Here is a 14,212-nt window from a genome sequence, read left to right as displayed (position 1 = left end):
TTTATATAGGGGTGCAAAGGGCACCCCAGTATGAATTATTGCGTCAAAATCTGACGGGTTAAAATACTCATGACTTCATTGGGATTATCTGTTGGTAGTAGTGGACTCAATACTTTTCAATTAAACCCAATAATCTCTCTTTTGGTCTGGGGAAAGGTTAAAGGGTAATGGGGAAAGGGAAATTCAAACCCTTTCCCTTTCCCCTTTCCCCCAAAACCCGAAAAGTATTGGTAGTGGACTCCAATCACCTACATTTGCATAGCCCAAAACATGCAACAAGTGAATGGTGCCCATAACAGCTTTGGGTCAACCAATTAATAAATGTTTAATCTGTTCTCTTCTGGGTGATGAGTCTTGGAAAGATGAATGGAAAGGAGGTATCTCACCGCTTTGTGTGCAAAGAAACTGGGCTGGTTGTGATTTGGCGAACTTTTTTGATTGTGCAATGATAATATTTGACTCTGATTTTGGTGACTCCGATTTTGAGGTTAAAAGAAGGCGATCGCAGACTCTTGCGCGAGGGCGATCGCCTTTCTTCTATCCTGATAATATAGTATAATTTTATACTTATAAATATATTTTCTAAATATTTTTACATAGATAAACTATGAGTAATCAAGGCGATTGCAAGGAATCTTCATGAGCAAAGCCAGATAAAGGCGCACCAAGCTTCAATACTTCTCGGTTAAGGGGAAAAGGGGAAAGGGTAAAGGGAAAAGGGTAAAGGGAAAAGGGAAAAGGGTAAAGGGAAAAGGGAAAGAAAAAACCTTTAACCCTTACCCTTTACCCTTTTCCCCAAACCCGATTCCGAGTTAAAAATGCTTAACCGAGAAGTATTGCACCAAGCTTCGCCAAAATTAAATTCGATATTGCAATTAAACAAGAAACGCGATATCGAATTTGGGCGGTTGTTTGTTGAATTCGGGCAGTTGTTTCTTGAATTCGGGCGATTGTTTGTTGAATTCGGGCGGTTGTTTGTTGAATTCGGGCAGTTGTTTGTTGAATTCGGGCAGTTGTTTGTTGAATTCGGGCAGTTGTTTCTTGAATTCGGCTAAATATCAATATATTTACGGGAACAATATAATTTAATTTGTATTAATTATTTTAAATAATACTGAATTTTGCGGGTGTTAATTGCCCCGATTTTGTTTATCCTAATGGTGTAAAGACAAGGATAGAAGTCAGTTTATATCCTAGTGGATGATTAAAAAAAGGAAAGTTATTTATGTCACGTCCCAAACGTGGGTCTAAAGTACTTGATAGGGCACAGCGTCGTATTGCCGCTTTGAAATCGATTAGTCCCACCTTAGATTTAGGTAATGGAGTTACTATTGACACCTTTGCCACTGCCATCAAAAAAACACAAGACAAGTTGGAAGCTTATAACTCCAGCCTCTCCACCGTCGATCTAACTCAGGGAGCTTTAGAATTAGCTGAAAAGTCGCTGATGGAACTAACGGAACATGCGTTAGTCAGCGTAGCTGCAAAGTATGGCAAAAATAGTGATGAGTACAAAATGGCAGGGGGCGTTCGTCGCAGCGAACGCAAGCGTCCAGTACGGAAGCCTAAGCAAGAAGTTGTTATTTGATAAAGACAATACATTTGGGTTTTTTGACACTCTCCCGAATTCAAATCGGGAGATTCTTGGTTAGGTGGCGAACCAATAGAAAAAAGATAACATTTATAAATAGCGATCGCTAAGCTTTATAAAACCCTGGATTTGAGAGAAAATTTAAGAATCGTAATCAGAGTAAATTTAAATGCACGTTATTAGTCGCAGAATTCTACGAGAATTTTGTGAAGCACATACAGATGCAAGGGAAGCACTTTATGATTGGTATAAGATAGCAACTAAAGCTGAATGGAAAAATCTGCTTGAAGTTCAGGCTATTTATCCAAAAGCAGAAGCAGTTAGTAACTTCACTGTGTTTAATATTAAAGGAAACAATTACCGTTTGATTGCTGATATTGTTTACGAAACTCAAAGAATCTATATTAAATATGTCCTGACTCACGCTGAATATGATAAGGATAAATGGAAAAATGACCCGTACTTTTAATCCAGAATCTTATGGTAAATTGCTAGCCGAGTATCAGCCAAAAATCATTACCACGGATGCAGAAAACGAACAAGCGATCGCACTCGCATTAACCTTAGAACATCGTCCCAATCGTACACCAGAAGAAGAAATGCTGTTGCAACTGTTGGTGACTTTAATTGAGCAGTTTGAAGAAACCCATTACCCAATTCTCCAAGGTACACCCAATTCGATGTTAGTACATCTAATGGACGCACGCGATACTACAACCGAAGCATTAGCTGAGGTAATTGGTTCATTGGAAATTGTCTTGCAAATTGTTAATGGTGGCACCATTAGTAAAACTCAAGCAGAAACGTTGGCGGACTATTTTAATGTAGATATCAATTTATTTACTTAGCTTATCTTCCATAACAACGCTTTTATAGCACAAGCCTTGATGGTTAGGACATTAACAGATGATAAAACCTAGACACAAAAAGGTTTTTTCCCTGGTTCCCAGTCAAGAGTCCCTTGCTATAACTGGAAGTTTTGGAAGATGAAGAGACAAGTGGTGGAAATTGACTTAAGTGAATATTATCTTAATAATATAGGTAAGATTTTAGGAATTTTATCTAAGAGGTTTTGAATTTTCCGGTTCCCCCCCCTTTACAAGGGGGGATTAAGGGGGGTGATTAAAATCACAATCAACCACTTTTCAAACATCCTCTAATATTGTCATGAAAGAAGTATTTTAATATGCTAGTCCAGTCAATACCGGCAGAACAAAGAACAGTACTACATAACATTAGCTGGGAAACCTTTGAAGCCTTACTAAAAGACACAGGCGAGGATAGAGACTCTCGGTTTGCTTATGATGGCGGTACTTTAGAAATCATGACACCACTTTTTGAACACGAAAATCCCAAAATTCAATTTGACCGCTTGATATTTGCTTTGACTGAAGAAATAGGAAAAGAAATTAAAAGTGCTGGTTCTACAACATTGAAGCGCAAATTAGCAAGAAAAGGGATAGAGCCAGATAACTGCTATTATATACAAAATGAACCAAAAGTTAGAGAGAAGAAAAGTCTAAATTTAGAAACAGATCCACCACCTGATTTAGCAATTGAGATTGATATTACTAATAGTTCAATTAATAAATTTAATATTTACGCAGCGTTAGCTATAAATGAACTTTGGCGATATGATGGGCAAAATTTAAAATTTTATCAGTTGCAAGCAGGGCAATATGTTGAGTGTAAATTTAGCATCGTTTTTCCTCTGATTTCAGTGAATGAGATGAGTAGATTTATTCAGCAAAGTCAAAGCATGGGTGAGGTTGCTTTGTTGAAATCTTTTCGTATTTGGGTTAGAGAAAAATTAGCATAGTTAACTACGATATGTCATGGCGATCGTAACGAAGTGGAGCCTAGCAATCGCAATCATTATCGCACTATTAGTAAAACTCAAGCAAAAGCGTTGGCGGACTATTTTAACGTAGATATCAGTTTATTTACCTAGCTTATCTTCTATAACAACGCTCTTAAAACCAGTAGTTACGCAATTAATCTTTTATGGGTGGAGAATATTTAGCTAGCGATCACTTGAATTTTAAAGAAATATAGCGTAGAGATGCTGCGGCTTGTCGTTATACATCGCTGGGCATTGAACCAGAAGCTTAATATTTTTTGACTGTAGGTTAAAGGTGCGAGCATTTTTTACACCTAAAAATCGCTAAAAAATGCTTTGCTACTTAGCTTTTGGAGCTTTTTCAAACTATGAGCCTGTATTAAAAACCTGGCGTGCTAACCATCCCAAACTCAATCCTAAACTAGAAGTGGCAACCAAAATCAGAAAAGTCTGAAAATTACTGAAGTAATCTCGTAATTTAACTCTGGATCTATCTACAACAATGGACACAACAAAAGTCCAAGTCATAGCGCCAATTAAAGCCCAAGCTCCAAACTTAGCCCCAACTGCAACCCAAGCCATAATGGTAGCCACAGCAGTAGCTACGGCTACTGCTGTGGCTACTGCCACAACTGGATTCCAATTATCATCTATAATCCCAGCGCTCTCGGCCCAAGCCAGAAAAACAATTACAGCCATAGCTACGGCCGCCAACACAGCCACAGCGAGAAACACAGTCCCAGATTTAACTGTAAGCACACCTCTGGCAAAATTCAAAGCCGCCCAACCCACAGTTACACCCATAGCCAAGGTAAGAGTTATAACCATAAAGAAACTCGCTATAGTTATAAACAAATTCCCAGGTCTTACCTCCGGCTTCATCAAAGTTCCAGACCTTAGCAAAGTCAAAACTCCAGTCCAAGCAATAATGACCACCTGTGCAGTCCAGAACAAAGCTTCAGATGCTGCAAATAAGCAGCCGCTCATTAATCCATAAAGTACTAAGGAAGCAGTCATCCATTTCCAAGGGATAGTTCTTAAAGAGACAGCCACCCAGTCCCAAGGGATAGTTCTTAAAGAGACAGCCACCCAGTCCCAAGAGATCCTTCTCCAAGAAGCACTCACCCAGCCCCAAGATTTATTTATAATCGCTTTAGAAACTAGTTTACTGTGAATAGCCTTTAACTCTGATTTAGCTTTGCGTAGAACAACTTTTATTTTGTCAACTTGTTTAAATAGAGGTGGAGGCGTTGCTTTTGGTACTTCTAGCATTGCTAACCATGCTTGCATTGACTGAGGGCGGTCTTTTGCCTCCAGCGCCATACCTTTGAGAATTGCTTGATTTAATTGCTCGCTGATGCTTGGATTAATTTGTTTAGGTGGAGTCAGGAAAGTATCGCCTAGCTTGCGAGCCTGAGAAGTTGTGGGGGGTTTACCTGTCACTACATAATAGAGTGTGGCAGCCAGACAGTAAACATCGACCGTTGGCTCCCGACTGCCTCTAGTCATCTGTTCATAGGGTGCAAACCCACTATTACCTACATTCCCTTTTGAACTTAAAGTTTGAGGCAAGAATTCTTTGGCAATCCCAAAGTCAATTAGAACCGCTTTGCCATTTGTTCGCACCATAATGTTTCCAGGGTGAGCATCTCGATGTACTAGCCCTGCTTGATGCACCACCACTAAAGCTTCCCCAATCTGGCGAATACAGGGTACAATCTCTGCTTCTGGTAACGCTCCCCTGTGTCTCACTACCTGAAACAAATTTTCTCCTGGTACAAAATCCATCACCAAGCAGTGGATAGCACCTTCTTTAAACAAGTCAATCACTCCCACAATGTGAGGATGAGGGTCTTGAGACAAGCGTGCTAGTGTCCGCCCTTCTTGGATAAATCGCTCTATATACTTGTCATATTCTGGATCGTGGCTGAGATATTCATTTGGTGTCTTGATGACAACTTTCCGGTTTAGCTCAACATGCAATGCCTTATAAGTAATCCCGAATCCGCCCTGTCCCAAGACTACATCAATTACATATTTGCCACCTTGTAATCTTTGTCCAGTTGTCCAAGGCATGAAAACCCCTAAATAATTCGTAATTCGTAATTAAAACGCTTTAAAAAAGCTGGACATGAGTATTTTTGACTTAACTGTGTTTCAAAAATAATACAGTTTTACAAAATTTTGTACAACACAATGAAAGTTTAGAGGATGTTTAAAAAGTGTTTTGCGTGTATACACAAATCGAATTACCCCCCTTAATCCCCCCTTGGAAAGGGGGAAAACAGGAAATCTAGTTCCCTCCCCAATACATACGGGGAGGGTTAGGGTGGGGTAATTTGAGGACTGGTAGTGATTCGATAACTTGTGTTGTGTACACCGTAGTTAAAAAAGGGGGGAACCGGAATCAAAGTCCCCCTTTTTAAGGGGGATTTAGGGGGATCTAAAACTTTTTATACCGACAAGAGGACTTTTCAAACATCTTTTTAGTTATGTCTACGGTGTTTTGGTAGATGAGGAACTAGGAGACTGTGACGGTTGATTGGAAGATGGAGATGGGTGGAAAATAGGAATCCAGCCAACTATACCTGATAGTAAGGTTCCAATGGCAGCGATCGCCGCAATCACCAATCCCCAAAACTGGATGTTTCGCTCCCAAGTTGGGTTAGTGTTAGGTGGTACGATTACTGAAGGCTGCGAGTTGTCTCCGCTCAAGCCCAATAAATCCAGCCATTCTCGCATTGACTGCGATCGCTCTTGAGGATCTAGTTTCATCCCTTTCAAAATTGCGTCGTTGGTGCGATCGCTAATCTGAGGATTAAACTCTTTTGGAGACACTAAATGCTCACCGTCCACTTTGCGTTTGACTGCATCCACAGGTGTTTTCCCTGTCAAAAGTTTATAGAGAGTAGCCGCCAATGAATAAATATCGCTATAACCATGAGTGATAGTACCTCTAGCGTAAAGTTCAGGCGGCGTAAATCCATCAGACGTTTCCTTGGTTCGGCTTGTAGTTAAGATATGGTCAAAATCGAGAGTTAGACCAAAATCGATTAACACCGCTTCTAACTGCCCCTCTCGTTGACGCAACAAGATATTTCCCGGATGCACATCCCGATGAATCAGTCCATTTTTATGGACAACTATCAATGCTTCCCCAATTTGCTGAATGTAACGCAGTGCCTGTGGTTCCGAAAGTATTGGTGGACGCAGGTCAGCTAAACTTACTTCATTTACATACTCCATTACCAAACATAAATGCTCTCCTTCCTGAAAGGGGTCTTCAACCGCCACAATATGCTTATGCTTACACTGAGCAAGTTTTACCGCCTCCCGTAAAAAGATTGTCTCCAGGCGTGCGCGTTCCGACTGGTTAAGGGATTTCAGCAGGTCATCATTTAAAATTTTAATAACTTGGCGATCGCTATTCCTATTTTTTACCAAATAAGTAATACCAAATCGTCCCCTTCCTAATTCTTTTTCAATAGTATATTTTCCACCTTGCAATTGATCGCCAGCTACCCAAGCCATCTTTGCAACTCCCAATATATTTGTATTAATTTTCACACAATTGGATCTTGACAAGCTAAGTTAGCTTTGAGAAACAGAGCGATATCTAGGACGGGCTACGCCTACGCTTTTTTATACCACACCTTGAAATTGTTTAGAATAGGCTTTCACACTATACATACTGAAGAACCAAATTATTTTGTCACTGCTATGCTTAATTCACAAAAGCTACCCTTCTTAGAATCTATTGGCTGGCATCTGAAAAACGTATATCAATTGAACGAAAAGCAAATGATTCAATTGTATCAACGTAATTGGCATCACAGATCCACTTTCAAGAATCTAGAAGATGAAGAAGAAGGATTTGTTTATTATTTAGCAAAAAAATATAATTCTTGGATACTATCAGATTTAGAAATGTTCTCTCTCGACCATCACAACAAAATACTTAAAATCCTTAATGCTTTCAATCCTCAAGTACTACAAAATGCTTCCGCGTTTTTCGCAGGTGGTACATTACTAGCGTTAGAATATGGCGAATATAGACTTAGTAAGGATATTGATTTTCTTTTCCCTTATGGGGCTGAAAACTATAAATACTTAAGAAATTTAATCTATGATAACGGAATTTCTGGATTATTTATAAATACTACAAATATGAGGTTAGGTGATAGCACAGTAAATCAGTACGGTATTCGATTTCCTGTTACTATCGACGGAATAACGATTAAAATAGAAGTTGTCGCCAATGGAAATTTCGTTTTAGATCCTCCTGTTTACCCACATTGGGCGAATATTCCCTGTTTGAGTATAAGTGATAGATTTACATCAAAATTAATGGCTAACGCTGATCGCTGGAATGATGCCAGCACTCAATCTAGAGATTTAATTGATTTAGCAATTCTCCGGGTGAATAATAGTGTCCCTATGAGTGCAATTTCTAAAGCTGAGGCAACCTATGAAGTTCGTTCACCATTAATTAAAGCGATTAACCAATTTATGGAAAAGGTAGAATACAGAAAAAAATGTTTTCAAGAGTTAAGTATTACTCAAGAAAAAATTCCAATAATAATGAATGGAATAGATTTACTTCTTGTTGATTTTACAAAAAATTATTCTAGCTAGAAAAATATAAATCGGCACTGATGCGAGTCATCGAACCATAATACGTCTCATCGCAATATAAATCAAAGTCTCCGAAAGCGATCGCCTCATCTCCTCTTCCACTGGTAAACTAAAAAACAACCCTTACATCTTGCAAAGGTAGTCTTATGACCTCTGCAACCGATCTATCTACCGACCTCACACCGTTCCCAGACCATACACAGCTTCCTGAGTCTGATGGTACATTCGTGAAAAACTTTCAGGAACATCCCCAAAGCATTCTCCTAACGGACTCGATTAAACCGATATTGCAAAAACGTCATCCTGATGGGCAATACTGTATTGGTCAAGATAGTGGTATCTACTGGCGGATAACTGATCCTCCAGAAAAAGACGCCGAAGCACCAGACTGGTTTTATGTAGGAAATGTATCACCTACTCTGGATGGACAAACGCGCAGGTCTTATGTACTCTGGCGAGAGTTTATTGCCCCATTAATTGTATTAGAATTTGTTTCTGGGGATGGTAGTCAAGAAAGAGATAAAACTCCTTGGAAGGGTAAATTTTGGATTTATGAGCAGGTGATTCGTCCTCCCTTCTACGGCATTTATGAAGTGAATAAAGCCAGTGTAGAAGTTTATGAATTAATTGGTGGACAATATCACTTATTAACAGCAAATGAACGCGGACATTATTCTATATATCCTTTAGGAGTTGAGTTAGGTCTATGGCAGGGACAATATTACAATATGGAATTACCTTGGCTACGCTGGTGGGATTTACAAGGTAATTTGTTGTTAACTGGTGAAGAAAGAGCCGATCGCTTGACTGCTCAATTGCTTTCTTTAGGCATTGAACCAGAACCATAATATTGACTAAAAATCAACTATTTATTCACATCCAGTAACCGGGAAGTTTCTAAGCGACTCATCCACTTTCCGAAATAAACTTGATTAGCTTTTTGCTCAGATGGATCTTGAGTATCTAAAGGATAAGGTATCAGTCCTAAAATCGTTGCTGTCGTCACACAAAACATTGATTTTTGGAAACTCATACAAATTTGCACTCGCAAATCATCTTCACCCCGAAGACTGCGACGATAAATATCGTGCAAATATTCTGGAAGATAATGACGCATATCTTGCATTAGCAAGGTGGGAGGAATACCCGCGCCGCCAATGGGCAAAGGATCGGCATACAATGCACCATATTGAAATCGAGTTTGATCTGGAGGTATTTGATATCCTTGGGCGTTGTATGAAACTGTGCCGTGGAAAGGTGTTCCTCTAAAGAAAACTGCCTCTACATAAGGTATTGCTGTATCTGCTAAAAAGGTCAAACCAACGTCTTCAGGAATGATTTCATAGAGTTTTTCGCGAATTTTGACGCTGTAGGTAATTGGCTTTGATGCACTTGCCACCAATCCTGATTTAATATGATCTACAACTTGGGAAATCGATTTAATTTCGCCTTTGTCGTAGCGGTCTGATAAGCTGAGGAACATATCAGCCATGACTCGCCAAAATTGACCTAAACCAGTGTAGTAAGCAGAGACGCGCAAGTGTTCAGTTAAAAATTCTGGAAATAGTTGGTTAGTGCCTAAAACTAGGGGATTATTTTTAAATTTGGCTGCGATTACAGCTTGCGCTCTTTCTTTAAATTCGTTTGTATCTAAATAGGTATCTAGTCCGCCGCCACCGTGCCACATCATCGCTTTCATGCAATACTCGGCATATTCAAAATTAATGCGATCGTGCCACCAGTGACGGAGTAATTTCTGAAAATCAATCTCTCCATTAAAGTATTTAAAAAATGGGAAAAATACTAAAAATTGATGCTCAGCAATGTAGTTAAGATTATTTGAATAAGCATCTAAAACTACTCCGTAGCTTTTGAGAATACCAACTACTTCCAGTACATTTTCTGGACTATCTGGGAGTAATGCTTCTCCTTTTTGCAGACGTTCAATATACTCAGCTAAAGGATTGTGAGTAGCTTTCTTTTTAATAGTTACCATTGCTAGTTCTCCAAAAAGTATCAGGATTGGGGCATTGGGCGTTAGGAGTGGAGTGGTGAGTAGTGAGTGGTGAGTGCTGTACATGGATAGCAGGGCGTTTAGCCCGTGCTGAGTTAGGAGTTAAGAGTTAAGAGTTTTGTTTATCTCCTTGTCCCCTTGTCCCCTTGTCCCCTTGTCTCCCTCATCTCCCCATCTTCCCATTCCCCATTCCCTAATACCCAGTCCCAAATCCCTAGTCCCCAGTCCCCATTCTCTTATTCAAAGACACCGTTACAACTACATTTTGGGTATTCACCATTGCTGTAATTGTCGGTTCAGTCCAACGTGCTAACCAAGCGGGTTGGATGCCAAAAATCACAATTAGTAATGCTAAAATTGCAGCTGGTAGGCGATCGCTCCAATAGACACGCGGCAAGTTGGTAACTTGTGCAGACAAGCGTCCAAAAAAGGCGCGGTTGACGAGAATTAAAAAGTAAACTGCTGTTAAACCTGTACCAAGCATACAGAGCAAGGTTTGCAGTGGAAAAACTGGAAAACTGCCCCGATAAACTACGAATTCGGAAATAAACCCTACCATTCCTGGTATACCAGCGCTGGCCATAACTCCCACAATAATTAAGCTACCGATTACTGGCATACCGCGTTCTGGGTTTAGCAATCCTTGGATGACTTCTAAATCACGGCTTCCGGCTTTTTTATACACAACTCCTACCAGCAAAAATAGCATTGCCGATATCAAGCCGTGGCTTATCATTTGCATTACAGCACCTAACACACTTAAAGGTGTACTAGCCGCCGCGGCTAAAAGCACGTAACCCATGTGTCCAATAGAACTGTACGCCACCATTTTTTTCATATCGGTTTGGGCGATCGCACAGGATGAACCATACAATACACTTACTACTGCCCAAATTGCTAGCCAAGGAGCCACATAAGCCCAAGCTTCTGGTAACAAGTTCATGCCAAATCGTAGTAAACCGTAAGTCCCTAACTTCAACAGCACCCCAGCCAACAGCACAGAAATCGGCGTGGAAGCTTCAACGTGAGCATCTGGCAACCAAGTATGAAAGGGAACTAAGGGAATTTTAATCCCAAAACCGATCAAAATTCCCGTTAGGAGCAAAAGTTGTGTCCCTAGAGGTAGGATTGTCGGGTTCAAGGTTGCTAGTGCAAAGTTAGAGGAACCACTCAGCCAAACCATGCCGAGGAAACTTGCCAAAATCAAGATTCCCGAAACGGCTGTATATATCAGAAATTTGGTAGCAGCGTAACCCCGCTTCGCGCCTCCCCAAATAGCTATTAACAGATACAGCGGAATGAGTTCCAACTCGTAAAACAGGAAAAATAGCAGTAAATCCTGTGCCAGAAAGGCTCCAGTTACGCCAACGCTTAACAGCAGTATCAAAGAGTAATAAAATCTCGGACGCTGTAGAGATTCATCACTGCTGTAAATGGCAATGGAAGTTAACAATCCATTCAAAACCAGCAACGGCAAAGATAAACCATCTATCCCAAGGTTATAATTTAAGCCTAAAGCATCTACCCAAGGAACAGATTCGGCAAACTGTTGGCTGATTTCTCCTGGATGAAACTGAATTACTAGTACGATTGTCAACAAGAAAGCAATAATCGCAAAGGCCAAAGCTACCCCACGGGCTACTTTCCCACTAATGCCAGAAGGCCAGAAACCAATTAAAGCTGCGCCAATCAACGGCACTAAAATTAAAGCACTAAGCATAAGCAGTTATGGAATGGGGAATGGGGCATTGGGCATTGGGCATGGAGAATTGAGGATTGGGACTAGAGACTGGGGACTTTTAATGAGAAGATGAGGGGGATGAGGCAGACAAGCAGACAAGGAGATAAACAAAACTCTTAACTCAGCACGGGCTAAACGCCCCGCTATCCATGTACAGCACTCATAACTCAGCACTCTTAAAAAGGCAATTTATCCAATAAACCCAATGACCAGCTGATGAAAAAACCCAGGACGCTGACGACTGCTAGGATGGTCAACATATAGCCCTGAGATTGTCCAGAAATGCTGTATTTTAAAGTTTGTCCGCCGAGAATTGTGGCAAATCCAACTAAGTTCACTATACCGTCAACCAAATACCGATCGCTCCAAGCAGAAATCTTAGATAGGAATGCAACTGTACTGACTACGGTTACACGATAAACTCGGTCAATATAAAAATCATAACCTAACAAGTCTTGCAGAAATCTCCACCCCAAGATTCTCGATCTTGACCAGGCTTTGTGCAGATAAACTGTACACCCTGCAACTACTCCCAGTACAGTAGAACTAAACAATGCTAGTGCCACATACCAATTAATACTTTCCCAATCGGGTAGTAAGTACCATTGCTGTAGCATCAGAGGTACAAGCAGAGTCAATACTGTGAGAGTTACCATTGGTAATGCCATTTGCCAACCAACTTCCGGGGTACGCCGGGTTTTCTGTTGCGGTTTACCCCAGAAGACTAATCGAAATACTCTGGTCAAGTTGAATGCTGTCAAGCCATTGACCAATATTAAAACTCCAATCACCCAAGGGCTAATACTGACAAAACCGTCAGCCCATGATAACATTGCCCAGAAGCTTCCCAAGGGTAGCAGTGTTACCATCCCCGCGGAACCGACAACAAAAGCAGTGGTGGTAGCTGGCATCCGTGACCACAAACCACCCATTTCTGTCAAGTCTTGGCTTTGGGTCGTCAAAATTACCGAACCGGAACTCATAAATAATAATGCTTTAGCGATCGCATGAGTTAACAGCAACATCAAGGCTACACCCCCCTGCTGCAAACCCACTGCCAAAAACACTAACCCCATGTATGCACTAGTAGAATGAGATAGCGATCGCTTAATGTCAATTTGAGCTATGGATACTAATGTCGCCCCAATTGCCGTTACCGTCCCCATAACTACCAAAGCGTTCAAAGCAACTGGTGACAAAGCTAACAATGGTTGAAATCTATACAGTAAATAAGCACCACCAGCTACTACCAGCGAATTTCGCATGACCGAGGCGGGGTTAGGTCCCTCCATCGCCTCATCTAACCACAAGTGCAGGGGAAATTGGGCACATTTACCAGCAGGTCCAGCAATTAACGCTAACCCCAGCAATGATGATGTCATTGGACTTAATTCAGCTGTTTGCGCCCACTCATATAAATCCGAAAAGTTCAAACTTCCAGCTAAGGTGGAAAGTGTGACTACAGCCATCAACAGCAACAAGTCTCCCACCCGTTTCGTCCAAAACGCATCTCGCGCTGCTGTTACAACCAACGGCTGAGCATACCAGAACCCCACTAGCAAGTAAGTCGAAAGCGTCAGCACTTCCAAAAGGGCATAGCTGAGAAACAAAGAATCACTGATTGCTAAACCACTCAGCGCTGCTTCAAAAAATCCCAGCAACGCAAAAAAACGCGCCAACGACCAGTCCTTTTCCATGTAACCCAGGGCGTAAACTTGTGCCAGTAAGCTTAACCCTGTAATTAAAACTGTTGCCCCAATACTGACTGATGAGACTTCCAAGGAAAAGGATAAGTCTAAATCCGCAGCTTGGAACCAGGGAACCAATAAAGTTTCTGGTTCTCTATCCCAGATGTTTTTAAATACAAACAGGCTATGGATAAAAGCCAGAATGGTCGTTAACAAGTTTAAGTATGCCGCAGGTCTTGGTCCTGTTCGTTGAATTATTCCAATTCCCCAGGGCAACGTCAAAATTGCGCCCAATAAGCTATAAAAAGGCACAAACCAACTTGTTGAAAATAAAAATCCACTCATTTAAATTTCCCTTGACGACTCACCTTTGATTCAAAATAAAAGTTTTAAAATTATATGTTTCTAAAAACATTATTTACTTAAAAGCTGTGTTTCTTACTATTATTTACATTAAATTTAGTGAAAATATTTTTACCTTATCTTCCCCTATTCAGCTTAATTAAATATAACTTTACATATGTAAAAGCATTTACTTGTTTTAATATATTACTTAGGTTTTTACATTTATCTTTCTACTTTCAGTCGATACGTTTATACAGTATATTTGAAAAACTTATGTATTTTTTACCTAGTCTTTGTAGAGGTAGAAAAACTCTAGGAAATATAGATATAGCAAAAGATACAGCCTTTGAGTATCCCT

13 protein-coding genes are annotated in these 14,212 nt (G+C 40.4%); 7 read left to right on the top strand and 6 right to left on the bottom strand.

Annotation, left to right across the window (positions count from 1 at the left end; all coding sequences use genetic code 11):
- Positions 1 to 283: 283 nt before the first annotated feature.
- Positions 284 to 559: a hypothetical protein gene (locus tag ACFG4S_RS21975; protein ID WP_392531122.1), complete on the top strand. Its 276-nt coding sequence runs from the start codon at positions 284 to 286 to the stop codon at positions 557 to 559.
- A 263-nt stretch (positions 560 to 822) separates the two neighbouring features.
- Here the strand turns inward: ACFG4S_RS21975 and ACFG4S_RS21970 are convergent, their stop codons facing one another.
- Positions 823 to 1,062, bottom strand: coding sequence for a hypothetical protein (locus tag ACFG4S_RS21970; RefSeq protein ID WP_392531121.1), 240 nt, complete (start codon positions 1,060 to 1,062; stop codon positions 823 to 825).
- Positions 1,063 to 1,225: 163 nt separating this feature from the next.
- On the opposite strand from ACFG4S_RS21970, the gene ACFG4S_RS21965 reads away from it, so the two are divergent.
- From ACFG4S_RS21965 to ACFG4S_RS21950, 4 genes are all read left to right on the top strand, one after another.
- On the top strand, positions 1,226 to 1,588 hold the full coding sequence (locus ACFG4S_RS21965) for a hypothetical protein (protein ID WP_392531120.1): 363 nt from the start codon (positions 1,226 to 1,228) through the stop codon (positions 1,586 to 1,588).
- Positions 1,589 to 1,760: 172 nt separating this feature from the next.
- On the top strand, positions 1,761 to 2,060 hold the full coding sequence (locus ACFG4S_RS21960; RefSeq protein WP_392531119.1) for a type II toxin-antitoxin system HigB family toxin: 300 nt from the start codon (positions 1,761 to 1,763) through the stop codon (positions 2,058 to 2,060).
- Positions 2,044 to 2,439: a type II toxin-antitoxin system HigA family antitoxin gene (locus ACFG4S_RS21955; protein ID WP_392531118.1), complete on the top strand. Its 396-nt coding sequence runs from the start codon at positions 2,044 to 2,046 to the stop codon at positions 2,437 to 2,439. Before ACFG4S_RS21960 ends, ACFG4S_RS21955 begins: the two co-directional genes overlap by 17 nt.
- 338 nt (positions 2,440 to 2,777) lie before the next feature.
- The gene (locus ACFG4S_RS21950; RefSeq protein ID WP_392531117.1) at positions 2,778 to 3,410 is read left to right on the top strand and encodes a Uma2 family endonuclease; all 633 of its coding nucleotides are present in this window, start codon (positions 2,778 to 2,780) and stop codon (positions 3,408 to 3,410) included.
- Between the two features lie 387 nt (positions 3,411 to 3,797).
- Here the strand turns inward: ACFG4S_RS21950 and ACFG4S_RS21945 are convergent, their stop codons facing one another.
- Positions 3,798 to 5,507, bottom strand: a complete 1,710-nt coding sequence (locus tag ACFG4S_RS21945; protein ID WP_392531116.1) for a serine/threonine protein kinase — start codon at positions 5,505 to 5,507, stop codon at positions 3,798 to 3,800.
- A 420-nt stretch (positions 5,508 to 5,927) separates the two neighbouring features.
- Complete coding sequence (locus ACFG4S_RS21940) at positions 5,928 to 6,962, bottom strand: serine/threonine protein kinase (protein WP_392531115.1); 1,035 nt, start codon at positions 6,960 to 6,962, stop codon at positions 5,928 to 5,930.
- A 189-nt stretch (positions 6,963 to 7,151) separates the two neighbouring features.
- Between ACFG4S_RS21940 and ACFG4S_RS21935 the strand changes: the two genes are divergently transcribed.
- Together ACFG4S_RS21935 and ACFG4S_RS21930 are read left to right on the top strand one after the other, a co-directional pair.
- Positions 7,152 to 8,066 carry a nucleotidyl transferase AbiEii/AbiGii toxin family protein gene (locus ACFG4S_RS21935; RefSeq protein ID WP_392531114.1) on the top strand — a complete coding sequence of 305 codons (915 nt, stop codon included), beginning with the start codon at positions 7,152 to 7,154 and terminating at the stop codon, positions 8,064 to 8,066.
- A gap of 146 nt (positions 8,067 to 8,212) precedes the next feature.
- Complete coding sequence (locus tag ACFG4S_RS21930; protein ID WP_392531113.1) at positions 8,213 to 8,914, top strand: Uma2 family endonuclease; 702 nt, start codon at positions 8,213 to 8,215, stop codon at positions 8,912 to 8,914.
- Positions 8,915 to 8,931: 17 nt separating this feature from the next.
- Here the strand turns inward: ACFG4S_RS21930 and ACFG4S_RS21925 are convergent, their stop codons facing one another.
- The 3 genes from ACFG4S_RS21925 to ACFG4S_RS21915 all read right to left on the bottom strand — a co-directional run bounded on the left by ACFG4S_RS21925 (position 8,932) and on the right by ACFG4S_RS21915 (position 13,854).
- Positions 8,932 to 10,062, bottom strand: coding sequence for a CO2 hydration protein (locus ACFG4S_RS21925; protein ID WP_392531112.1), 1,131 nt, complete (start codon positions 10,060 to 10,062; stop codon positions 8,932 to 8,934).
- A gap of 232 nt (positions 10,063 to 10,294) precedes the next feature.
- A complete protein-coding gene (locus tag ACFG4S_RS21920) occupies positions 10,295 to 11,800 on the bottom strand; it encodes an NADH-quinone oxidoreductase subunit M (protein WP_392531111.1) in 1,506 nt (501 codons plus the stop codon).
- A 197-nt stretch (positions 11,801 to 11,997) separates the two neighbouring features.
- Positions 11,998 to 13,854, bottom strand: coding sequence for an NAD(P)H-quinone oxidoreductase subunit F (locus tag ACFG4S_RS21915; protein ID WP_392531110.1), 1,857 nt, complete (start codon positions 13,852 to 13,854; stop codon positions 11,998 to 12,000).
- Between the last annotated feature and the right edge of the window lie 358 nt (positions 13,855 to 14,212).

The organism is Nostoc sp. C117, assembly GCF_043099735.1.
Lineage (GTDB): Bacteria > Cyanobacteriota > Cyanobacteriia > Cyanobacteriales > Nostocaceae > Nostoc.
The sequence above is the reverse complement of the archived record's forward strand: the minus strand, read 5'-3'. Positions and strand labels throughout refer to the sequence as shown.

Excerpts from the sequence above, each read along its gene's own strand:
- ACFG4S_RS21975 (WP_392531122.1), top strand. The coding sequence starts at position 284 with ATGGTGCCCATAACAGCTTTGGGTCAACCAATTAATAAATGTTTAATC.
- ACFG4S_RS21925 (WP_392531112.1), bottom strand. The coding sequence starts at position 10,062 with ATGGTAACTATTAAAAAGAAAGCTACTCACAATCCTTTAGCTGAGTAT.
- ACFG4S_RS21965 (WP_392531120.1), top strand. The coding sequence starts at position 1,226 with ATGTCACGTCCCAAACGTGGGTCTAAAGTACTTGATAGGGCACAGCGT.
- ACFG4S_RS21915 (WP_392531110.1), bottom strand. The coding sequence starts at position 13,854 with ATGAGTGGATTTTTATTTTCAACAAGTTGGTTTGTGCCTTTTTATAGC.
- ACFG4S_RS21945 (WP_392531116.1), bottom strand. The coding sequence starts at position 5,507 with ATGCCTTGGACAACTGGACAAAGATTACAAGGTGGCAAATATGTAATT.
- ACFG4S_RS21920 (WP_392531111.1), bottom strand. The coding sequence starts at position 11,800 with ATGCTTAGTGCTTTAATTTTAGTGCCGTTGATTGGCGCAGCTTTAATT.
- ACFG4S_RS21955 (WP_392531118.1), top strand. The coding sequence starts at position 2,044 with ATGACCCGTACTTTTAATCCAGAATCTTATGGTAAATTGCTAGCCGAG.
- ACFG4S_RS21940 (WP_392531115.1), bottom strand. The coding sequence starts at position 6,962 with ATGGCTTGGGTAGCTGGCGATCAATTGCAAGGTGGAAAATATACTATT.
- ACFG4S_RS21950 (WP_392531117.1), top strand. The coding sequence starts at position 2,778 with ATGCTAGTCCAGTCAATACCGGCAGAACAAAGAACAGTACTACATAAC.
- ACFG4S_RS21960 (WP_392531119.1), top strand. The coding sequence starts at position 1,761 with ATGCACGTTATTAGTCGCAGAATTCTACGAGAATTTTGTGAAGCACAT.
- ACFG4S_RS21935 (WP_392531114.1), top strand. The coding sequence starts at position 7,152 with ATGCTTAATTCACAAAAGCTACCCTTCTTAGAATCTATTGGCTGGCAT.
- ACFG4S_RS21930 (WP_392531113.1), top strand. The coding sequence starts at position 8,213 with ATGACCTCTGCAACCGATCTATCTACCGACCTCACACCGTTCCCAGAC.